The following is a 22,475-nucleotide window of genomic DNA, read 5'->3' on the forward strand; positions in this document are numbered from 1 at the left end:
GATCCCCACCTATGTTCTCCACTCAGCGCCAAGCCGAAATCCTGCGACTCGTCCGCGAGCAGCGCACCTGCACGATCACCGATCTGGCCGGCCGTTTCGAGGTTTCCGACGAGACCATCCGCCGCAATATCAAGCCGCTGATCGCCGACGGCCTGCTCATCAAGGTTCACGGCGGCATCATGCTGCCCGAGCGTCTCGACGAGCCGCCGTTCCAGCGGCGCATGGTGGCAAGCCGCGAGGGTAAGCAGGCGATTGGTGCGCGCATGTGTGAACTGGTGCGGGACGGTGACTCGCTGATCCTCGAGGGCGGCACCACCTGCCTGCATATCGCTCAGGCGCTGGCCGCGCGCTCGCAGCTCACGGTGGTTACCAACTCCATTGAAGTCGCTCGCGTGCTGGCGCCACGCAACGGCAACCGGGTCTTTATCGCGGGGGGCGAGCTGCGCCCCGACGATTCCGCCGCCTTCGGCGACAGCGTGCTGGCGTTCCTGCGCCAATTCCATGTGCGTTACGCAATCGTTTCGGTCACCGCGATCGACATGCAGGGTCGTTTCATGGACGCGTTGCCCGCCGACGTCGCGTTTTCGCTCGCCGCCTTTGCGCAGGCCGAGCGGCGCGTGGTCGCGGCGGATCATGCGAAATTCGGCCATAGCGCGCTGGTGCACGCTTTCGGCGCGGACGCGGTCGATCTGCTGGTGACCGACGAGGCGCCGGCGCCGGCGCTCGCTCAGGTGTTCGCGGCGGCGGACCTCGAAGTTCGTGTCGGAGCGCCCATCGATCCCTCGTTCTAAGCGATTCCACGCCATCGGCCTCGCGCGCCGCATTCAAAACGGTCTCCACTGCCCATTGCCGCCAACGCGTAAAATGGCCGGTTACCACGGGCAATCATGCCTGGCCGCGACCGCGCCGGCACGCGTGATACACCGCCTGCCGCGGCGTTTGCCGCGCCCGCGCACGGTTGCCCCCGCCGGCTTGAATAGGATGGGCCCTGATGTCGTCAGTTTTCTTCGATCGGGAAAGGATTACGGAATGGCTGGGTGACCAGACTGTCGCCAAGGCGCGCTCAGTCGGCGCCGTCACGAATGTGAAATGGGCCGGCGCCACGCTCAGCGGCTATGTGCAAGGCACCCGCGTGCTGCCGTACCACACGCGGGTGCGGTTTCGCACCGATGGCGGCAGACCGTGGGCGCAGAGCGACTGCAGTTGTCCGGTCGGGCGCAACTGCAAGCATGTCGCCGCGCTGCTGCTCGCCGAGCTCGAGTATCACGACGAGATGGACCACATCACCAACGTCGACGCCGACGCCGATGGACACCCGTTCGCCGGTTACCCGCCATCCGCGCAGTCGCCGTCCGGAACGACCGCGCAGTCGCCGTCGGGCGTACGGCCGGAACTGGTCAGTTGGCTGGAGCGTTTTCGCGCGCGCGCCGAGGCCGCCGATGCGGTCGCCCAGAAGGCGTCTGCCGCGCGCACCCAAACGCTGGCTTACCTGCTGAACTGGTCCAGGTTCCATATGCGCCATGAGGTTGTCCTGTACCGGGCGCGCTGTACGCCGGACGGCAGCATCGTCGAAGTCGACGAGCCCTGGGGCAACGTGGAAGCGGCCCTGCTCAAGCAACCCAGGTTCGTCTCCGACGAAGACCTGTCGATCCTGCGCGGCCTGTGGCTCGGCCGTTCCCGCGAGGATTTCGGCCAGTTCGTGCTGCGCGGCACGAGCGGTGCGGAGATGCTGCAAAAATTGATCCTCACGGGGCGCCTGTTCTTCGAGCTCGCGCCGGCACCGGGGCATGAGGGGCCGACGCCGCTGTCGCGCGGCGCCGAGCGGCCCGGCCGGATCGAATGGGAGCCGCTCGCGGACGAACGCCTGCGGCCCGTGCTGTGCACCGAACCGCGCGCCACCATGGTGTTGCCCACGGAGCCGGTCTGGTACGTGGACGGCGTCGCCAATGAGGCGGGCATCGTCGAGTCGTCGCTGCCGTTCCAGCAGTTGCCCGATTACCTCGCCATGCCGCCGATCTCGCTCGCCGAAGCGCCGCTCGTTGCTTCGGTGCTGCGTGAAATTGCCCCCGACTTGCCGCTGCCGCCCACGCACGAAGCGTCTTCGATTCGCGTGATCGACGTCGATCCCGTGCCGGTGCTCACGCTCAATAGCCACGCGCTGCCGTCGACCACCAAGGCGGGGCAGCGCAAGTCCGAGGCTGTTGAACTGGCCGGCGTCAGCTTCGATTACGACGGCGTCAGCATCAATGTAGACAGCAGCGTCACGCTCGTGCCGATGCCGGGCGGCGACGTCATCCATATCCGCCGGCGCTACGACGCAGAAAAAAAACGCTTGCTCGAACTGCGCAAGACCGGGCTGCAAAAAGTCCCGACCAGCCGGGTGGCCGCCTCGCGGCTTTTGCCCGATACGATGCTCGGCCTGCCCGATGCCGAATCCTGGTCCGCCTTTGTCAACGACGCGGTGCCGGACCTCGTGAACCAAGGCTGGCGCGTGACGATGGCGCCGGCGTTCCGCTACAACATCATCGAGATCGACGCGATTGACGGCACCGCGCAGCAGGCGGGCGACGGCTGGTTCGATCTGGAGATGGGCATCCGCATCGGTGAGCGCAATGTACGGCTCGAGCCGCTGCTCGCCGACCTGTTCCGGCGCGACCGGCGCTGGCTTGGCGGCGCGCTGGAAGCCATTGCCGACAACGAACCGATTGAGCTGAAGACGGAAGAAAACAAACGCCTGCGTCTGCGCGCCGACCGCCTGAAGCCGGTGGTGCGCGTGCTGGTCGACCTGTTCGACGCGCTGGGCGGCACGCTGGCGGAAGGCGCGCCGCTGCGCGTGCCCTCGGTCGATGCGGGCCGGCTCGAAGCATTGAACAGCACGGGCCGCTGGCAATTCCAGGGCGACGATTCGATTCGCCAGTTGGCGCAGCGTCTGCAGGCCGGTCCGGGCTTGCACGAGGTGCCGGTGCCGCGTGGTCTGAAGGCGGAGCTGCGCGCGTATCAGCATCAGGGTCTCAACTGGATGCAGTTTCTGCGCGAACACGATCTGGCCGGCGTGCTCGCCGACGACATGGGCCTCGGCAAGACCGTGCAGACGCTCGCGCACATCCTCGCGGAGAAGGAAGCCGGGCGGCTCAAGCGTCCCGCGCTGATCGTCGTGCCGACCACGCTCGTGCACAACTGGCGCGAGGAGGCGCGCCGCTTCGCGCCGGAACTGAAAGTGCTGGTGCTCAACGGCCCGCAGCGCAAGGAGCGTTTCGAGCAGATCGGTGAGCACGAACTGATTCTCACGACATACGCGCTGCTGTGGCGCGATCAGAAGGTGCTCGCCGAGCACGACTATCACTTGCTGATTCTCGACGAGGCGCAGTACGTCAAGAATGCATCGACCAAAGCGGCGCAGGCGATCCGCGGATTGCGCGCGCGGCATCGGCTGTGTTTGACGGGAACGCCGCTGGAGAATCACCTCGGCGAACTGTGGTCGCAGTTCGATTTTCTGTTGCCGGGTTTTCTCGGCAGCCAGAAGGATTTCACCAAACGCTGGCGCAATCCGATCGAGAAAAACGGCGATGGCGTGCGCCGCGCGCTGCTGGCGCGCCGCATCCGGCCATTCATGCTGCGCCGTCGTAAAGACGAGGTCGCCAAGGAGTTGCCGGCCAAGACCACCATCATCTGCTCGGTCGATCTGGAAGGCGCGCAGCGCGACCTCTACGAAACGGTGCGTACGGCGATGCAGGAGCGGGTGCGGGCGGCGGTCAGCGCGCAGGGTCTTGCGCGCAGCCACATTATCGTGCTCGATGCTTTGCTGAAGCTGCGGCAGGTCTGTTGCGATCCGCGTCTCGTACGGAAAATCCAGGTGGACGGGAATCAGGGCGAAGCAGGCGAGAAACCAGGCGAAAAGCGCGCCAAAACGGAAAGAGCCGGAAAAACGGAAAGAGCCGGAAAAACGGAAAAAGCCCCACGCGTCATGCCCTCGGCCAAACTCGATTTGCTGCTGTCGATGTTGCCCGAATTGATCGAAGAAGGACGGCGCGTGCTGCTGTTCTCGCAGTTCACCGGCATGTTGGCGCTGATTGCCGAAGCACTGGAGGAGGCCGCGATCCCCTATGTGATCCTGACCGGCGACACGGCGGACCGTGTTACGCCGGTCGAGCGTTTCCAGCGAGGCGAGGTGCCGCTGTTCCTGATCAGCCTGAAGGCGGGCGGCGTGGGCCTGAATCTGACCGCTGCCGACACGGTGATTCACTACGACCCGTGGTGGAACCCCGCTGCCGAGAATCAGGCGACCGACCGCGCGCATCGACTGGGGCAGGACAAGCCGGTGTTCGTCTACAAGATGATTGCCGCGGGCAGCATCGAAGAAAAAATCGTGGAGTTGCAGGAACAGAAGGCGGGACTCGCCGACAGCATTCTTTCCGAAGATGCCGCCGGCGCCGCGAAGTTCTCGGACGACGATCTCGACGCGCTATTCGCACCGATGCCGGAGATTGAAGGCGGGCGGTAAGGGTTTGGGGCCGGCGCACCCATCCGGAAGCGCCGGCTTTCCTGCCAATGAGTCAAAGGCCAGGTTTCAACCAATCGATCTAACAATTCTTAAACGATTTATTTTGAGACTGTTCCTATACTGACTCGCAAATTGTCAAATCGCTGGGGGCGGGGCCACCTACGACGAAGAGCAGGCGGGGCCAATCACAATTACTGTGCGGGCGAGACCAACCGACCCAACTGACGACCCACCGAGGTCGATTTCAATAACGGGCGGAACCTGAGAGACTTTTGGGGAATATCCCATTGAACGGTTCGCAATGACGGAACCGAGTCGGCCGGATAGCCGCATGCTTGCATCCGGGAAAGAGCAGGGTCGTTTTCGATTATGATGATCTATCCCTTCGATAATGAGCGCGCTAAAGCCAAAAATGCGCGCTAATTTCGAGACAGCAAGACGGCAGAAGCGAACGGGGTGCGAGGCAAGGGACCATTAATCGAAAAAAAATGCAGCCGAAGATGAAAACAGGAAGCTGGATCGTCGGTGTTCGCGCCGTCATCCCGGTCATCTGCCGGCTCACCGGCCATTAGTTACTACGGACCATGTCGCGTTGCGGGGTTTTATGAGAATTGCAGTTCTGGATGACGATTCGGCGCAAGCCGATCTTGTTTGCCAAACGCTGTCGGCGGCCGGGCATGTCTGTCACGCTTTCGGGGCGGGCCGTGAACTGGTGCGGCAATTGCGGCGCCAGACATTCGACCTTCTGGTGCTCGACTGGAACGTGCCCGACATGTCGGGCGAAGAGGTCTTGCGCTGGGTGCGCGAAAGCCTCTCCGAGCGCTTGCCGGTCCTGTTCATGACGAGCCGTGGCCGCGAAACCGATATCACCTCGATCCTCAACACCGGCGCCGACGACTACGTCGTCAAACCGGTCTCCGCGGCGGTCCTGCTGGCGCGCGTCGGCTCGTTGCTGCGCCGCGCCTATCACCTGAAGCCGCCGGCGTCGAAAGAAGTCTTCGGCGAATTCGAATTCGATCTGGGCGCGAAGCACGTGGTGGTGCGCGGCGCGACCGTCGCGGTGACGCAGAAGGAATTCGAGCTTGCGCTGCTGCTGTTCCAGCACTTGAGCCGGCCGTTGTCGCGCGCGCATATCCTCGATGTGATCTGGAAGCAGGCCACGGATATCCCCTCGCGCACCATGGACACGCACGTGTCGATGTTGCGCAGCAAGCTTGGCTTGCGCCCGGAGCAAGGCTATCGTCTGACACCGATCTACGGCTATGGGTACCGGCTCGAGCGGATCGAGTCCGGTTCGCCGCCGACGATGGCCGAACAGCGCCCCGAAGCGGGGGACGCGTGACGCTTGCTTTCGATGCGGTAGCGCCCGGTCGCGCAGGCTTACCGGGGCGCCGCGCGGGCGCGCTGCTGGCAGCGGCCGGCCTGATCGCGATGACGTGCTTCGCGCCGGCATCGGCGGATGCGCAATCTTCCCGCGCGCCGAAGCAACGCACCCGTACGACTGCGCCGGCCTATGTGTCTTACGTGACCCACGAGGGCGATACGTTGTATGAAATCGCCGGCCGTTATCTGCGCGACGCCGGCGATTGGGCCATGTTGAGCCGTTTGAATCATGTGCCCGCGCCGCGCCGCATGCCGGCCGGGATCGCGCTGCGTCTGCCGGCCGACAGGCTCAAACAGGATTCCGAGTCGGCCCGCGTGATCGCGACGAGCGGTCCGGCCGAACACGCGTTCGGCAAGAATCCCTACACGCCGCTCACGGCGGGCACAACGCTCGGCGAGGGCGATCGCATCCGCACCGGTCACAATGGCTTTGTCACGCTGGAGCTGCCGGACGGCTCGCACGTCACGGTGGCGCCGGACGGCCTGCTCGATATCGACAAGCTGCGGCGCACCGTGCTGACCGGCTCGGGCGATCGCGTGCTCGGTCTGCGGCGTGGTGAAGTCGCCAGCGAAGTCACGCATGCCACCAAAAAGGATGACCGCTTCCAGATCCGTTCACCGTCGGTGGTAGCGGGCGTGCGCGGTACGCGTTTCAAGGTCGTCTACGACGGCGACGCGCAAACCACCGCGGTGGAAGTGCTGGACGGCGCGGTCGGTGTCGACCCGGCCGCAGTCGGCGGCGAGGCCTACGCGCCGCCACCCGGCGTGCCGCTGCAGGCGTCCGCGCAACTCGTCAAGGCGCGCTTTGGCAGTGTCACGCGCGCAGGCAGTGCGATTGGCGCGCCGGTGGAACTGCTGGCCGCGCCTGCGCTCGTCGACCCGGCCAAAGTGCAGGACGGCAAAACGGTCGCTTTCGATCTCGCACCCGCCGCGCGCGCCGTGGCCTATCGCGTGCAGATTGCGCGCGATGCCGATCAGCTCGACCTGATCCGCGATCTGCGCGTGAGTGCGCCGCACGCGGACTTCGGCGAACTGGCAGACGGCACGTATTTCGTGCGTATTGCCGCGATCGACGCGAACGGACTTGAGGGCCTGCCCCAGGTATACGGTTTCGAGCGGCGTCAACTGGGTCTCGCTGCGTCAGCGGGTTTGCGTGCCGGCAGCCGCGACTACGAGTTCCGCTGGTTCGTCAGCCGTTCCACGGTCGAAACGCGCTTTCGCTTCGTGCTGGCCACGACCGCCGATCTACGCCATCCGCTCGTCGACCGGACCGATTTGACGGGCGGCGAGGTCGTGGTAAGCGACCTGCCGGGCGGCGTCTACTACTGGACGATCGTCGCCGAGCAGTTCGAAAACGGCCGCTTCTATGAGAAGAGCAGTTCGGTCCGCTCGTTTACGCTTGCACGCTGACGCTGGTAGATTCACGGGACCGCGCCGGCAACCCGCCGGTCCCTTAGCCCTCGACCCCGTCACGCCTTGCCGAACCCACACACGCGTCTGAGCCTCGATCCGCGCGCCCGTCTCGGGCGGCGCGCCGGGCGCCGCTTCCTGCTCGAATGGGCGGGCATCGGTTGCCTCGGCATTGCGGTGATTCTGCTCAGCTCGCTCGGCCATCTGACCGCCAGCGTCGACAACCTGGTCTACGACCGCTTTCTGAGCCTGCGCGCGCAACCGCTGCTGCGCGACATCGTGGTGGTTGAAATCGACAACGCCAGCGTCGCGCAGCTCGGCCGCTGGCCATGGCCGCGCAGCGTCCACGCGAAGCTGCTCGAACAGATCGCGAAGGCGAAGCCCGCCGCGGTGATCTACGACGTGCTGTTCACCGAAACCAATCCGGAAGACGCCCAACTCACCCGCGCGATCGCCCTGAGCCCTACCTATCTGCCCATGCTGCTTACGCCGCCGGACAGCGGCGGCCGGCGCGTCGTGGTCGAGCCGGTGGCGCCGCTCGCGCACGCGGCGGCCGGCATGGGGCATATCAATCTTGAAGTCGACAACGACGGCATCGTGCGCAGCGTCGCCCGGTTCGAGGGCGACGCGGACTCGCGCTGGCCGCAATTGATGGTGCCGGTTGCACGGGACGTCGAGCGTGGCAGGCTGCGTGTGGACGACTGGCCGCGCAGGCAGTCGTCCGGCGAGGCGGTGAACTCATCCGGCGACGAGGGGAGTGACGACGGCGAAGGCCGCTTCCTGATCCCCTTCGGTCCGAATGCGGAGCACTACGCGAAGCTGAGTTTCGCCAGTGTGCTCGCGGGCGACGTCCCCGCGGACAAGCTGCGCGGGCGCATCGTGTTGATCGGCGTGACCGCGTCCGGTCTGTACGACCGCTTTGCGACGCCGGTGTCCGGCGAGTTGGGGCCGTTACCTGGCGTCTATATCCACGCCAACGTGCTCGATACGCTGCTGACCGGCCGCGAGCTCGAGCCCGCCGAACCATGGGTGCTGTTCGCGGTATCGCTGGCGCCGCTCGCGGCGCTGCTCGCCGGCTTTCTGGTGTTGTCGCCGCGCCGCTCGCTGCTGCTGACCGTCGCGTTGGGCATGGTCGCCACCGCGGGCAGCGCGGTCCTGTTGTACGGCGCGCGGCTGTGGATGTCGCCGGTGCCGGCGATCTTCAGTCTGATCGTGGTGTATCCGATCTGGAACTGGCGGCGCCTCGAAATGACGATGGCTTATCTGCGCGAAGAGTTGCAGCGCCTCGCCGACGAGCCTCACCTTCTGCCCGAAACGCCCCAGCGCCGCCGCGAGTTCAGTGGCGATGTGCTGGAGCAGCATATGGCGCTGATGGCGCAGGCCGCGCAGCGCGTGCAGGACATGAAGCGCTTTGTGTGGGACAGCCTCGACAGCATGCCCGAGCCGATCCTGGTGAGCGACGTGCAAGGGATCGTGCTGATCGCGAACCATGCCGCGAAGGCGCATTTCGCGCGCCTCGGCGCGCCGCTGCCGGAAGACCGGCCGATGCGCGAGGTGCTGGGCGGGCTGACGCTGGTCAAGACCATCGACAGCGGCGCGGCGTCGGACGCCGAAAACAATCTGCTGGCGCATGCCCAATGGCCGGCGCTGCTCGACCCCGCGCGCCGCGAGTTCGCCGCGCTGATGGCGCAAGGTGTCGAGGTGCGCGATGCCCATGAGCGCGACCATCTGCTGCGCTACGCGAACTGTACGAACGAGCAAGGCGAGACCACCGGCTGGATCGCGGGTCTGGTCGACGTGTCGGCCTTGCATGCGGCCGAGCGCCAACGGGAAGACGCGTTGCGGTTGCTCTCGCACGACATGCGCTCGCCCCAGGCGTCGATTCTGGCGCTGGTGGAGATCGAACGGGCGCGTAGCGAGCCGGTGCTTGCGCGCGGCCTGCTGGAGCGCATCGAGCGCTATGCGCAGCGTGCGCTGACGCTCGCCGACGACTTTGTCCAACTCGCGCGCGCCGAATCGCAAACGTATGTGCTCGAACCGGTGAGCATGACCGAGCTGATGATCGACGCCAGCGACGAGGTCTGGCCGCAGGCCCACGCCAAACGCATCACGCTGCAAACCGATACGGACGGCGAGGCGGCCGGTGGGGAAGACGACGGTCACTGGATCTGCGCCGACCGCTCGCTGATGACGCGCGCGCTCGTCAACATTCTGAACAACGCGGTCAAGTACAGTCCGCCGGACACACGCATCACGTACAGTCTGACGAGCCTCAACGCAGCAGGCGGGCACGTCCGGGCGGGCGCGCCCGGCGCGGTAAAGCGTGTGTCGTGTACGATTCGCGACGAAGGCTATGGCATTTCCAGGGAGCAGCAGGCGAATCTGTTCGAGCGCTTCCGGCGTTTTCACGAGACGGAGCGGCCGGAAGTGGGCGGTGCGGGATTGGGCATGGCGTTCGTTAAAACCGTCGTGACGCGCCATGGCGGCGATGTCGAGGTGGTCAGCGCACCGGGCGAGGGTACGGCTTTCACGATTCTCCTGCCGGCACTCGACGACGCGCAGTCCGATTACGCCGCAGCCGCGCGCTGATAGCCTATGAACCCTCACCTTATTGAAGCGAGAAGCTGGTGAAAGCGATATTGATCTGTGCCGTGCTGGCCGCGGCGAGTCTGACCGGATGCGCGGGTCTGAACGCCGACGTGCACACAGCAAATCCTTCGGCCGTGCTGCAGGGCGAGCGCACCTATACGATTACGCGCCTGCCTTCGCAGGACGCCAGCGGGGATCATCCGCAATTTGAAACCATGCTGCGTGACGAGCTGGCGAAGAACGGCTTCGTCGATACGGCGGGCAAGTCCGCGCACTATTTATTGTCGATTGCGTATGACACACGGCCGGCCACGGTCGCCGTGGGCACGAAGGATTGCGCGCCGGGTGCGTGCGAACGCTCGCCCGAACCGCCGTTTTCACTGTTCGGCGGACGCGCTTATCAGCACACGTTGACGCTACGATTTTTCGAGCGATCGAGCGGACGGGAAGTCTACAAAGTGAGCGCGGCCAGCAGCGATCGCGATGCCGATCCCTTGCACGCCATGCCCGTGCTCGTGAAGAGCGCGTTGGCCAGAGTTCCCTTCGATGCGCCGCAGGACTGGCGCGTGAAACTGCGCGCCGAAACGACGGGCGGCGTGCCGGGGGTGGTTTCGCTTAAACCGGTTCAGCCTCTTCAGCCGTAAAGCGCTCGCCGACGTCCGCGAACGCCCCCAAACGCCCCAAACACCCGTTTCATTCAGGCGCTTTATCGTCGTCCGGCCAGCGGTTTTCGAACACGCAATCGGCGAGCGGCAGGCGGCTCGCCCAGCGCTCGGTTTCCAGCATGGGCTCGCAGTAGAACTGATCGACGTGGCCGAGACACAGAATCGCCACGGGCCGCGCACCCTCGGGCATATGCAGCAACCGGCGGACCGCGTCGACGTCGAATAGCGACACCCAGCCCATCCCCAGACCTTCCGCGCGTGCGGCCAGCCACATGTTCTGGATCGCGCAGGCCACCGAAGCGAGGTCCATTTCAGGCAAGGTGCGGCGTCCGAAGATGTGCCGCTCGCGGCCGTCCATCAGCGCCATCACCAGCAGTTCGCCGCATTCCAGCATGCCTTCCACTTTCAGCTTCATGAACTCTTCGCGACGCTTGCCGAGCGCGTCGGCGGTGGCGAGACGTTCGCTTTCGACGGTTGCGTGCAAGGCTGCGCGCAAAGCCGGGTCGGTGATGCGCGCGATGCGCCACGGCTGCATGAAGCCGACGCTCGGCGCGTGATGCGCCGCGTCGAGCAAGCGTTGCAACACGGCAGGATCGACCGGGTCGCGCACGAAGTGGCGCATGTCGCGCCGTTCGTAAATCGCGCGGTAGACGGCTGCGCGTTCGGAATCGTTAAAAGGCTTCGCCATGGAACAGGGCGGCCGTGAAGGCCGGGTTGGAGGGCCAATAAGCATGCATATAGGTTGCCACGATCGACCCGGCGCGGAACACGGCCTCGCCCGGGGCATCGCCGTGTGGCCGGGTGGCTGAACGCAGCGGCGTGAGCGACGTGCTCAGCTTCGAGTAGTGAAACGTGTGGCCGGTCATCGGACCGTGCAGACTGTCGATCTGTTGCATGCCGAGCGCGGTGAAGCGCGTTTGCATGCTTGCATGGCCGGGCAGCAGACCGAGCATCGGCGTGCTGACGCCGTGTGCGTCGGTGAGGCGCTCGAGCAGGTAAAGCATGCCGCCGCATTCGGCGACGATCGGTTTGCCGGCTGCCGCGTGCGCGCGAATCGTCGCCGCACTGCGCGTGTTGCTCGCCAGCAAGGGCGCATGCAGTTCGGGATAACCGCCTGGCAGGTACAGCGCGTCGGTATGCTCCGGCAGGGCTTCGTCGGCGAGCGGCGAGAAATAGTCGACGTGCGCGCCGAGCGTTTCCAGCAGCGTGACGTTGGCCGGATAGATGAACGAGAACGCGGCATCGCGCGCAATCGCGACGCGCTTGCCTTCCAGAAGACGCGGCAAAACTTCTGGCGCGGGCGAGCCGAATTCGACCGGCGGTGGCAATTCAGTCAGCGCGGTTTGTGCGAGCGCATCGGCGGCGTGCTCCAGACGTGTGTCCAGATCGTCGATCTCCGCGGCCTGATGCAAACCGAGATGGCGATCGGGCAACTCGATACCGTCGTCGCCGGTGAGATGCCCACACCAGCGCAGCGCCGGCGGCAACGCCTCTTCGAGCATTTGCGCGTGCCTGGGCGAGCCGACGCGATTGGCAAGCACGCCATAAAACGGCACTTGCGGCCTGAATTGCGCGAGGCCGAAGGCGACCGCGCCGAAGGTCTGCGCCATGGCTTTCGCCGAAATCACGGCGAGCACCGGCACGCCGAATGTGGTGGCCAGATCGGCGCTGCTCGGCGTGCCGTCGAACAGACCCATCACGCCCTCGATCAGAATCAGATCCGCTTCGGCCGCCGCTTGCGCGAGCAGGTTCCGGCAGGCCGGCTCGCCCACCATCCACAGATCGAGCGACAGTACCGGCGCGCCGCTGGCGCGCTCCAGAATCATCGGATCGAGAAAGTCGGGCCCCGTCTTGAACACGCGCACGCGTCGCCCCAGCCGCCGGTGGTAGCGCGCGAGGCCCGCGGTAATCGTGGTCTTGCCTTGACCCGACGCGGGCGCGCTAATGAACAGGGCGGGGCAGCGAGACACCGCTCAGAACTCCACGCCGCGTTGCGCTTTCACGCCTTGCTCGCGATAAGGGTGCTTGACGATGCGCATCTCGGTGACGAGGTCGGCGGCTTCGATCAGCGCGTCGGGCGCGTGGCGGCCGGTCACCACCACGTGCAGCATCGGCGCGCGCGCGTTCAGCACCGACAGCACCTCGTCGAGCGGCAGGTATTCGTACTTGAGCACGGTGTTCAGTTCGTCGAGGATCACCATCTGATAGTCGCCGCTCTCGATCATTCGGCGCGCTTCGTCCCAGCCTTTGCGCGCAGTGGCGATGTCGGCGTCGCGATTCTGGGTATTCCAGGTGTAGCCGTCGCCCATCGTGACGAAGTCGCATTGGGCGATTGCACCGAGGAAGTCGCGCTCCGAGGTATGCAGCGCGCCTTTGATGAATTGCACGACGCCGAGGCGCATGCCGTGACCAAGCACGCGCACGGCCATGCCGAATGCGGCGGTGGTCTTGCCCTTGCCGGTGCCGGTGTTGACGATCAGCAGACCTTTTTCGACCGTGGCGCCGGCCTGCTTTTTCTCGTGGCCTTCGCGCCGGCGTTCGGTCATGCGCTGATGCGATTCGGGGTCGGTCTTCATGGCAGGTCCTGTTCTTGAGAGTCGTTGTTTGTCGGTTCGCGGGCGCTCTAGGCGGTGCTCTCGGCTATCGCCACCGTGACGCCGTGGTGGATGGTCTTGCGCACGAGCAACCGCGCGTTGCGGGCGCCGGCCCGATCGGATGCGCCCGCTGCGGCGAGCAACGCGCATGGCTCGCAGACGCCGTCGATGCCGAGATGCTCGCGCACGGCCGCCGACGGATCGTCCACGGCTATCGCTGCAATCTGCGCGCGGCTGAACAATTTCAGTGGTAGCGCGTGACGTGCGCAGAATTCGAGCAGGCCGGCTTCGTGGGCTTTGGTGTCGACCGAGGCAATCGCGTCGATTTCATCGAATGCATGCGAATCGAGGGCGGCACGCACAGCCGCTTCGATCTGCTCAGCCGAGCTGTGCAAGCGACAACCGATGCCGATGCTGAGTGTTTTCATTACGAGGTCTGCGAGGGTCGCGGTGGCCGAGGCGGCCTGTAGGGGCGCCCACCAAACGCGCGCATACGATAGCACACGGCAAGCCGCGCCGGCACTGCGCAAAGGCCTGGTTGCAGCCCGCGTTTCCTTGACGGCATGGGGCTGTGGGCCTAAACTCGCACGCACTTTGGTGCTCGTGTGCGCGCTCGTGCGCATGCAGTTAAACGGGAAACAGGGTGCCCACCTGCCACGGACCGGGCCAACCTGTGCTGCCCCCGCAACGGTAAGCGAAAAGCGGTTCCAGATGAATTGTCTGGCGCCGCGGAGCCGGCTTCGATGTCTACGCGCAAGGCCGCGTCGGCATATCACCACTGGGCGAGAAACCACTCGCCCGGGAAGGGGAAGCGGCGCTTTCGCCAGCCCGGATACCGGCCAGACGACGAAGAACGCCCCCGCGGGGATGCGGCGGTGCGTTCATGATCTCATTCCCATTTTCTGTTTTCTGTTGCTCCGGCAACGCCGTTGTTCGTCCCCGTGTTTTGCTATGGTTGCGGCCTGCAAGGCCTGAGCCCCCGCTCGCGTGACCGATGCGGACAAAACGCGCAGACGCCCCGGCGTGAACCTGCAACTCCTACGGATGGACCTCACGATGCAAACTCAAATGCGCAAGATTCCCGTCACCATCGTCACGGGCTTTCTCGGCAGCGGCAAGACCACGCTGTTGCGGCACATTCTTCAGAACGCGGGCGGCAAGCGCATCGCCGTCATCGTCAACGAGTTCGGCGAACTCGGCATCGACGGGGAAATCCTCAAGGGTTGCGGCATCGGTTGCGATGAAAACGGCGTCGAAACCGAAGGCCAACTGTACGAACTCGCCAACGGCTGCCTGTGCTGCACCGTGCAGGAAGAGTTTTTCCCGGTGATGGAAAAGCTGGTTGAGCGCCGGGAGCAGATCGATCACGTGCTGATCGAAACCTCCGGTCTCGCGTTGCCCAAGCCGCTCGTGCAGGCATTCAACTGGCCGCAGATCAAGAATAGCTTTACCGTCGACGCGGTCGTCACCGTGGTTGACGGCCCCGCCGCGGCGAGCGGCCAGTTCGCCGACAATCCGGTCGCGGTGGATGCGCAACGCAAGGCCGATCCGAATCTCGATCACGAATCGCCGCTGCACGAATTGTTCGAGGACCAGTTGTCGGCAGCCGATCTGGTGATTCTGAACAAAACCGATCTGCTCGACGAAGCGCATCAGGCTTCGGTCGAAGCCGTTATCCGCGAAGAAATTCCGCCGCAAGTGAAGATCGTGCGCGCGCAGATGGGCCAGCTCGACCTGCATACGCTGCTGGGTCTCGAAGCGGCTTCGGAGGAAACGATCCACTTGCGTCACGATCACCATGGCTCGGCTGACGACGCCGATCACCACCACGACGAATTCGATTCCGTGGTGGTGCAGGCGAATGTGTCGTCGCGCGAGAATGTGATCGCCGCGTTGCAAGGGCTCGTCGAAACAAACACGATTTACCGCGTCAAGGGTTTCGCGGCATTGCCAGGCGCGGCCATGCGCCTCGTGATCCAGGGCGTGGGCCGTCGTTTCGATAGTTATTTCGACCGCCGCTGGCAGGAAAATGAACTGGGCCAAGGCCTGCAAAGCCGCTTCGTGCTGATTGGCGAAGACCTCGACCAGGCCGCGCTGCAACAGGCATTCGAGGCCGCCCTGGGCGCCGTGGCGAGCCTCCAGCCGCAACAGGCGTAACCGGTCATGCATCTGCTGCGCACCACGCCGGGTGGCTTTGTCGACGATACGCAAGGTGTGATCCGTATCGATCAGCAGCCCGCGGATATCGTGGTGCTCAGCTCCGCCGACACCACGCTGTCGCTGCTCGCGAGCGTGTTTCCTCGTCTGGGCGAGGGGTTTCCGAGCGTGCGGCTTGCGAACGTCACGTATTTGCGGCAGCCGGCTTCGGTCGATTTTTATCTCGAAGACGTGTTGCAGCATGCGCGCGTGGTGGTGGTCGACCATCTCGGCGGCGAGGCCTACTGGCCGTATGGGATCGAACAGGTGGTCGCCCTCGCCGAACGCAAGCAGCAGACACTTGCGATGTTCTCCGGCGATCTGCAGGAAGATCCGAACCTGCTCGCGCGCAGCACCGCCGACGCCGATCTGTGTCATCAGCTATGGCGCTATCTGCGTGAAGGCGGACCGCAGAATGCCGAGGCGTTCCTGCGCTGCATCGCTTACCGCGTGTTCGGCTGGGGGCGCGAGCCTGCGCCGCCGCGCGCATTGCCTGCGGCGACGCTCTATCATCCCGAGCACGATACGCCGACGATGGCTGACTGGCAGGCGCGCTGGTGTAAGGGCGCGCCGGTCGCCGCGATTCTGTTTTACAAGGCGCATCTGCAAGCGGCCAACACCGCGGTGTTCGACGCCCTGATCGACGCGCTCGAAGCACAGGGTATCAATCCGCTGCCGATCGCGATTACCTCTCTGAAAGATGCGATGAGCCGCGATGTCGTGCAGCAGTTGTGCGCGCAACATGAGGTCGCGCTAGTGCTGAATACCACCGCATTCGCCGCGTCCGCTATCGACGACCCCGAGCCGCTTGAACTCGCCGGCGACGCGCCGGTGCTGCAGGTGATCCTGAGCGGCGGCAATCGCGAAGATTGGGTCAAGGACAACCAGGGCCTCAACTCGCGCGATATCGCCATGCATATCGCGCTGCCGGAAGTGGATGGCCGCATCATTACGCGGGCGGTCAGCTTCAAGGGTCTCGCCTACCGTTGTCCGCACACTCAGGTCGATGTGGTCCGTTATCAGGCGGACCTCGAACGGGTCGGCTTTCTCGCCGAACTGAGCCGCCGCTGGTGCCGTCTGCGCACGCTCGATAACGCGCAGAAGAAACTCGCGCTGATCCTCGCCAACTATCCGATGAGCGAAGGGCGGATCGGCAACGGCGTGGGTCTCGATACACCGGCCTCGGTGGTCGGCATTCTGTCGATGTTGCGCGATGAGGGCTATCGCGTCGCCGAGTTGCCCGCCGACGGCGACGCGCTGTTGAAAAAGCTCACCGAAGGCGTGACCAACGATCCGGTCGTGCGCGACTTGCGGCCCGCGTTGCAAAGCCTTGCGCTCGACGACTACCTTCTGTACTTCAATGCGTTGCCTGCGGAAGCCCGGCATGCGCTGAATGCACGCTGGGGCCCGCCCGAGCAGGACCCGACGTTGCGGCGCGGCCGTTTCGTGATCGCGGGTTGGCGCTGCGGACAGGTGTTCGTCGGCATTCAGCCTTCGCGCTCGCGCGAGCAGGGTGACTACGCGAGCTATCACGACGCTGAACTCGTGCCGCCGCATGCGTATCTGGCGTTCTATTTCTGGTTGCGTCATCAGTTTGGCATCGACGCGATCGTGCATGTGGGCAAGCACGGCAACCTCGAATGGCTGCCCGGCAAGAGTGTCGCGTTGAGCGATGCCTGCTGGCCCGATCTGATTCTCGGTCCGATGCCGCATCTGTATCCGTTCATCGTCAACGATCCGGGCGAGGGCAGTCAGGCGAAGCGTCGCGCGCAGGCCGTCATCATCGATCATCTGATGCCGCCGCTCACGCGCGCCGAAACGTACGGGCCATTGCAGGATCTCGAGCGCCAGGTCGACGAATACTATGAAGCGCTGATGGTCGATCCGCGCCGCTCGAAGCTGTTGAGGCGCACGATTCTCGCGACCATCGTCGAGCACAAGCTGCATGACGAACTGAGTCTCGCGGAACCGAACGGTCAGGACGATGAAGATGTGCTGCTGACGCGTGTCGATGCCTGGCTGTGCGAGTTGAAAGAAGCACAGATTCGCGATGGTCTGCACACGTTCGGGCAATCGCCCGGTGGAGCGCAGCGGCGCGATACGTTGCTGGCTTTGGGACGCTTTCCGATAGGCGATGGCCAGGGCGGTAAGGCCGGGTTGATCGATGCGTTGGCGCGCGATCTGCAGATGGATCATCTGTTCGATCCGCTGTCGGTGGATTGGTCCGCGGCGTGGGACGGTCCTCGCCCCGACGTGTTGCAGCGGGTGAGCGATGCGCCCTGGCGGCACTGCGGCGATACCCGCGAACGTCTGGAACTGCTGGCCGCTGAGATGCTGCGTGAAGTATGCGGTGACGAAAGCTCCGATGCGGTGCCCGCAAGCGGGACCTTGCCGCAAGCCGGGCGCGTGATCGAACGCCTGCGCAACGATGTATTGCCGCGGCTCGACGCCTGTGGGCCGCAGGAAATGCGGCATCTGAAGCGCGGCCTTGAAGGGCGATTCGTGCCGCCGGGGCCGAGCGGTTCGCCATCGCGTGGGAGGCCTGATGTGCTGCCCACCGGCCGCAACTTCTATTCGGTGGATACACGCGCCGTTCCGACGCAAGCGGCCTGGTCGCTTGGCTTGAAATCGGCGCAGCAACTGATCGAGCGGCATCTGCAGGAGAAAGGCGACTATCCGCGCGCGATTGGCCTCTCGGTCTGGGGCACCGCAACGATGCGTACCGGCGGCGACGATATCGCCCAGGCGCTTGCCTTACTCGGCGTGCGGCCGAAGTGGGCGCCGGGCAGTCATCGCGTGACCGACTTCGAGATCATGCCGATCGAGGTATTCGACCGGCCACGTATCGACGTCACCTTGCGTGTGTCCGGTTTTTTCCGCGATGCCTTCGCGAACGTGATGCATCTGTTCGATGCCGCCGTGCAAGCGGTGGCCGAACTCGACGAACCCGAAGACCTCAACCCGATTCGCGCGCGCGTGCTGCGCGAACGCGACGCGCTGATTGCACGCGGCATGGACGCCGCCGAAGCACGCAAGCGCGCCGGCTGGCGCGTATTCAGCGCGCGGCCCGGTGCGTATGGCGCGGGCTTGCAGGACATGATCGACTCGCAACAATGGCAAACCGACGCCGATCTCGCGAACGCGTATCAGGCGTGGGGCGGTTACGCGTATACGCAGAAAGGCGCCGGCGAAGAAGCGCGCCACGCGTTCGGCACCCGTCTCGCCACGATGGATGTCGTGCTGCAGAACCAGGATAACCGCGAGCACGACCTGCTCGATTCGAACGACTATTACCAGTTCCAGGGTGGCATGGTCGCGGCGGTGCGGCATCTGACTGGCAATCAGCCTCAGGTCTATCACGCCGATCACAGCAATCCGGCCGCGCCGCGCGTGCGCACACTGCATGAAGAGATCGCACGGGTGATCCGCTCGCGCGTGGTCAATCCGAAATGGCTCGATGGCGTGAAGCGTCACGGCTACAAAGGCGCTGCCGAGATTGCTGCGACGGTCGACTATCTCTACGGCTACGATGCCACCGCGCGCGTGATCGCCGATCATCAATATGCGCTCGTCACCGATGCTTATCTGAACGACGGCGATACACGCGAGTTCTTGCAGCGGCACAATCCGCATGCCTTGCATTCGATCTGCGAGCGTCTGCTCGAAGCGATGCAACGCGGTTTGTGGCAGGCACCCGGCGACTATCGCGCGCGAGTCGAACAGCATCTGCTCGCGAGCGAGCAGCAGATCGAAGGAATGCAAACATGAACGCTGCGATTCAACGGCCCGTTTTCCCCTTTGCCGCACTGATCGGCCAGGCGCCATTGCAGCAGGCGCTGTTGCTGGCGGCCGTCGATCCGGGCCTGGGCGGTGTGCTGGTGAGCGGGCCGCGTGGCACGGCGAAATCGACTGCGGCGCGCGCACTCGCCGAACTGCTGCCCGAAGGGCAATGGGTGAATCTGCCGCTCGGTGCGAGTGAAGACCGGCTGATCGGCACGCTCGATATTGAAACCGTGTTACGCGACGGTTCGGTGCGCTTCTCGCCTGGCTTGCTCGCAAAAGCGCATCGCGGCGTGCTGTATGTCGATGAAGTGAATCTGTTGCCCGATGCGCTCGTCGATGCGTTACTCGATGCCGCTGCGAGTGGCGTGAATACCGTCGAACGCGATGGGGTCTCGCATAGTCACGATGCAAGCTTCGTGCTGATCGGCACCATGAATCCGGAAGAAGGCGAGTTGCGCCCGCAACTGATTGATCGCTTCGGGCTGATGGTCGAATTGCAGAACTGTTTTGAGCCGCAGGTGCGTCAGCAGATCGTCAAGGCACGTCTGGCGTTCGATCTCGATCCGCACGGTTTTCGTGCTCGCTATGCGCAGCAACTGGAAACGTATGTTCAGCGGGTTCGCGCGGCGCGTGAAGCGCTGCCGCAACTGGGCTTCGACGACGCAGTGCATGCGCATGTCAGTGCGCTGTGCATCGACGCGGCGGTCGATGGCTTGCGTGCCGATCTCGTGATGTTGCGCGCGGCGCGAGCGTTGGCGGCGCTGGAGCAGGCGGGCGCGGTCACGACGGAGCATGTCGGGCGCGTCGCCGAGGCGGTGCTCGCGCATCGGCGCCACGATCGCGAGACGCGTGCGGGTGGCGACGCACCTGGGCACGAAGCGCCGCGGCAGACGGCCGACGATGCGGAGGCCGCGCCTTCGCAATCTTCGCGGACGCCGCAATCTTCGCAAGATGCAGCATCAGGAGCGGCTGCCGGCGATGCCGATTGGGGCTACTTGCCACCACAGCCTGCGGGCGTCGCGCAGGTCAAAGGCGTCATAGCGCTCAACGCAAAAAAACGCTGAGCCATCGGAAGGGTGCCGCCGCTGACTCGCGCAGCGGTTTTCGATGGCGGCAAGGCGCTGGCACAGGTTCGCGTGGCCGTTTGCAAGGTGCGCCGGGCAAGCGTATTGCGTGGCTGCCGACACTCACTGCGATGCGTCAGGACACGCTGCGCGCCGAGCATTTGCGTTTCGTGCGCGAGGCGCCACGGGGCGGCGTACTGCATTGTTTCGTGCTCGATTGTTCCGGTTCCATGCTTGGCGGGCAGCGTCTCGCCCTTGCCAAAGGTCTGCTGATTGCGTTGTTCGATCGCGCCAGTGCCGCGCGCGCCGAGGCGGCGCTGGTGTGTTTTGGCGGTGCTGGCGCCGATCTGCGTTTCGGTCCCGCCGTGCCGCGTTGGTGGAACGAACGGTGGCTGAGACCGGTGGGCGGAGGCGGTGGCACGCCGCTGGCGTCCGGCATGCGTGAGGCTGCGCAAGTGCTGGAACGCAGCGCCCGGCGTAAGCCCGCGCAGCAGCGCTGGCTGTGGATTCTGACCGACGGCCGCAGTAGCGATCAGCCGGCGCGGCCGCGTCATGCGCACGAGGTGATATTCGTCGATTTCGAACGGGAGGCGATGCGGCTGGGCCGTTGCCGCGCGCTTGCCGATGCATGGGGCGCGGCACTGCTCACGCCGGACGAGTTGATCGCCTGAGCGGCGCCCGCGCCAAACACGCCTTTTTCGTGCGTTTATTTCAAACCGTTGGACCAGTACTGAACGTCGTCCTGGCGGTCGAACACGAAGACCTTCATCGCCATCTGTTGCACGACGTCGAGTTGGTCGAATTCGAGGCCATGGGTCGAGGATTCGCCCGGATTACTGCCTTTCTGCACATTGCGGATGACGGCAGTCGTTTCGATCTCGGTTGGCAGCACCGCTGATCTGAGGCAAAAAGCGACGCGCAGACGTTCGCCGACTGCACCCAATGTCCACGGGGTGGTCAGCGACATACCCAGTGCACTGATGCTTTTGGCGAGCCCCAGACCTTCATATGAATCGCCCGTTTCGCCGATGCCGAAGCGCACCGCGAGATGCGCATGGACGCGGATCGACTTGCGCTCGCGCAGGCGGCGGATCACGCCGGGTTTCGATAGCACCACGTAATCGAATGGGGCGCGGCACACTGACTCGACCGTGCAGACGAAACGAAACACGGCATGACTTGCTATGGCGACGATCTCGATGTTTTCGCCGAGACGGAGTGGCAGGATGCGGCCATCTTGCAGCGGTGGTGTGACGAAGAGCGCGTGGTTGGGCGCGAAGCCGATGATGCGGCACGGATGCATCGGGGCGCCGCTGCCGAGTTGGGAACGCACACCTATTAATGCACCTATCGTCAGGTGCATGTCTTTCAGGGTGAGGTTGTCGGTGGTGTCGGCTGGGTGATCGGTTGAGGGTTCCGGTTGCGTGGTCGTGTCCAGCAAGTCGCCGCGGTGCGGGTGGAAGTTGTCGAACAGGAATTTGCGCTCGTCCGTGGTTGCCAGGAGTGTGCCGCTCGCGAAGAGGAGGGTGCCGGCGGAGTCGACGATTGGCCAGTCGAGAGGGATGCCGACGGGGACTGCTTCCAGCGTCAGGAGCGGTGATGGCGAGGCTGGTGTTGGGGGCGTGGGTTGCGATTCTGCTTGGGCCTCTGTTTGATCTTCTGCTGGCTTTTCCATGGTCGGTTGCGAAATATGTGGCTGGATTACTTGTTTACGGCTGGGGTGGTGGGGGCTTTAGGGTTTTGGGGGTTTTGTTGCTTTTTTATGTGGTTTGCATGATGGGGGTTCTCTGGGCGGCTCTCGTTGTTTTGTTAGTGGTCTATTGGCGTTGCCCCTGTGCTTGATGTGGCTTCTTTGGCCTTTCCTTGTTTTGTTAGTGGTTTATTAGCGTTGCCCCTGTGCGGGGCGGCACTCACTTCTCTTTGCCGGCCGCAAAGAGAAGTAAGCAAGAGAAAGCGGCTTCACACCGCAAGCTCATAAGCGGGTCCCCCGCGCAGCCACGGTAGTGGTGCATCTGGAATCCGTGTTCTCGCACATTCCGCCCTGGTGACAAGGCACTCATACTTCCGGCGGCGCTGCGCGCGCCGACGCGCAGTTCATAAAACTACTCCGTGGCGGTTGTGTTGGTGGTGTTGGCGCTCTCGCTCTCGCTTGCAAAGAATCGCAATCACTGGTATCTGCTGAAAATTAACTCGGATACCTAAGCATTTTTCTGTGCCTAAATAAATGGCAGCTTCGGCGTTCCTCAACTTTTTGAAAAAAATTGCACAAGAGGGATTGACGACATGCCGA

Annotated in this window: 16 protein-coding genes and 1 riboswitch; of the genes, 10 read left to right on the forward strand and 6 right to left on the reverse strand. The window is 64.4% G+C overall.

Annotation, left to right across the window (positions count from 1 at the left end):
- The first annotated feature begins 11 nt into the window (after positions 1-11).
- The 6 genes from PQR67_RS19190 (at position 12) to PQR67_RS19215 (ending at position 10,527) form a co-directional block, all read left to right on the forward strand.
- Positions 12-791: a DeoR/GlpR family DNA-binding transcription regulator gene (locus PQR67_RS19190; protein ID WP_408462499.1), complete on the forward strand. Its 780-nt coding sequence runs from the start codon at positions 12-14 to the stop codon at positions 789-791.
- Between the two features lie 200 nt (positions 792-991).
- On the forward strand, positions 992-4,501 hold the full coding sequence (locus tag PQR67_RS19195) for a DEAD/DEAH box helicase (RefSeq protein WP_408462502.1): 3,510 nt from the start codon (positions 992-994) through the stop codon (positions 4,499-4,501).
- Between the two features lie 604 nt (positions 4,502-5,105).
- On the forward strand, positions 5,106-5,843 hold the full coding sequence (locus tag PQR67_RS19200) for a response regulator transcription factor (protein ID WP_408462505.1): 738 nt from the start codon (positions 5,106-5,108) through the stop codon (positions 5,841-5,843).
- Complete coding sequence (locus PQR67_RS19205; protein ID WP_408462508.1) at positions 5,840-7,294, forward strand: FecR domain-containing protein; 1,455 nt, start codon at positions 5,840-5,842, stop codon at positions 7,292-7,294. Before PQR67_RS19200 ends, PQR67_RS19205 begins: the two co-directional genes overlap by 4 nt.
- Positions 7,295-7,360: 66 nt before the next feature.
- A complete protein-coding gene (locus PQR67_RS19210) occupies positions 7,361-9,883 on the forward strand; it encodes a CHASE2 domain-containing protein (RefSeq protein WP_408462511.1) in 2,523 nt (840 codons plus the stop codon).
- Between the two features lie 35 nt (positions 9,884-9,918).
- Positions 9,919-10,527, forward strand: coding sequence for a DUF4136 domain-containing protein (locus PQR67_RS19215; protein ID WP_408462566.1), 609 nt, complete (start codon positions 9,919-9,921; stop codon positions 10,525-10,527).
- Positions 10,528-10,576: 49 nt separating this feature from the next.
- Here the strand turns inward: PQR67_RS19215 and bluB are convergent, their stop codons facing one another.
- The 4 genes from bluB to PQR67_RS19235 are packed head-to-tail and all read right to left on the reverse strand — an operon-like array spanning position 10,577 to position 13,570.
- A complete protein-coding gene (gene bluB, locus PQR67_RS19220) occupies positions 10,577-11,236 on the reverse strand; it encodes a 5,6-dimethylbenzimidazole synthase (protein WP_408462514.1) in 660 nt (219 codons plus the stop codon).
- Complete coding sequence (locus PQR67_RS19225) at positions 11,220-12,518, reverse strand: cobyrinic acid a,c-diamide synthase CobB (RefSeq protein ID WP_408462517.1); 1,299 nt, start codon at positions 12,516-12,518, stop codon at positions 11,220-11,222. The genes bluB and PQR67_RS19225 overlap by 17 nt, the downstream gene beginning before the upstream one ends.
- Positions 12,519-12,521: 3 nt before the next feature.
- Entirely contained in the window at positions 12,522-13,124 is a 603-nt protein-coding gene (gene cobO / locus PQR67_RS19230) for a cob(I)yrinic acid a,c-diamide adenosyltransferase (protein ID WP_408462520.1), read from the reverse strand.
- Between the two features lie 47 nt (positions 13,125-13,171).
- Complete coding sequence (locus PQR67_RS19235; protein WP_408462523.1) at positions 13,172-13,570, reverse strand: cobalamin biosynthesis protein; 399 nt, start codon at positions 13,568-13,570, stop codon at positions 13,172-13,174.
- A gap of 150 nt (positions 13,571-13,720) precedes the next feature.
- Positions 13,721-14,000, forward strand: a riboswitch (cobalamin riboswitch).
- A gap of 198 nt (positions 14,001-14,198) precedes the next feature.
- Between PQR67_RS19235 and cobW the strand changes: the two genes are divergently transcribed.
- From cobW to PQR67_RS19255, 4 genes are all read left to right on the forward strand, one after another.
- A complete protein-coding gene (gene cobW, locus PQR67_RS19240) occupies positions 14,199-15,299 on the forward strand; it encodes a cobalamin biosynthesis protein CobW (protein ID WP_408462526.1) in 1,101 nt (366 codons plus the stop codon).
- Between the two features lie 6 nt (positions 15,300-15,305).
- Positions 15,306-19,106, forward strand: coding sequence for a cobaltochelatase subunit CobN (gene cobN / locus PQR67_RS19245; RefSeq protein WP_408462529.1), 3,801 nt, complete (start codon positions 15,306-15,308; stop codon positions 19,104-19,106).
- Complete coding sequence (locus PQR67_RS19250; RefSeq protein ID WP_408462532.1) at positions 19,103-20,185, forward strand: magnesium chelatase ATPase subunit I; 1,083 nt, start codon at positions 19,103-19,105, stop codon at positions 20,183-20,185. The genes cobN and PQR67_RS19250 overlap by 4 nt, the downstream gene beginning before the upstream one ends.
- 80 nt (positions 20,186-20,265) lie before the next feature.
- Entirely contained in the window at positions 20,266-20,856 is a 591-nt protein-coding gene (locus tag PQR67_RS19255) for a vWA domain-containing protein (RefSeq protein ID WP_408462535.1), read from the forward strand.
- Between the two features lie 35 nt (positions 20,857-20,891).
- On the opposite strand, the gene PQR67_RS19260 is transcribed toward PQR67_RS19255, so the two are convergent.
- Together PQR67_RS19260 and PQR67_RS19265 are read right to left on the reverse strand one after the other, a co-directional pair.
- Positions 20,892-21,860: a flagellar brake protein gene (locus tag PQR67_RS19260; RefSeq protein WP_408462537.1), complete on the reverse strand. Its 969-nt coding sequence runs from the start codon at positions 21,858-21,860 to the stop codon at positions 20,892-20,894.
- A gap of 419 nt (positions 21,861-22,279) precedes the next feature.
- A partial coding sequence (locus PQR67_RS19265; protein WP_408462540.1) for a hypothetical protein occupies positions 22,280-22,475 on the reverse strand: 196 nt, incomplete at its 5' end.

The organism is Paraburkholderia fungorum (assembly GCF_046026025.1).
Lineage (GTDB): Bacteria > Pseudomonadota > Gammaproteobacteria > Burkholderiales > Burkholderiaceae > Paraburkholderia > Paraburkholderia fungorum_E.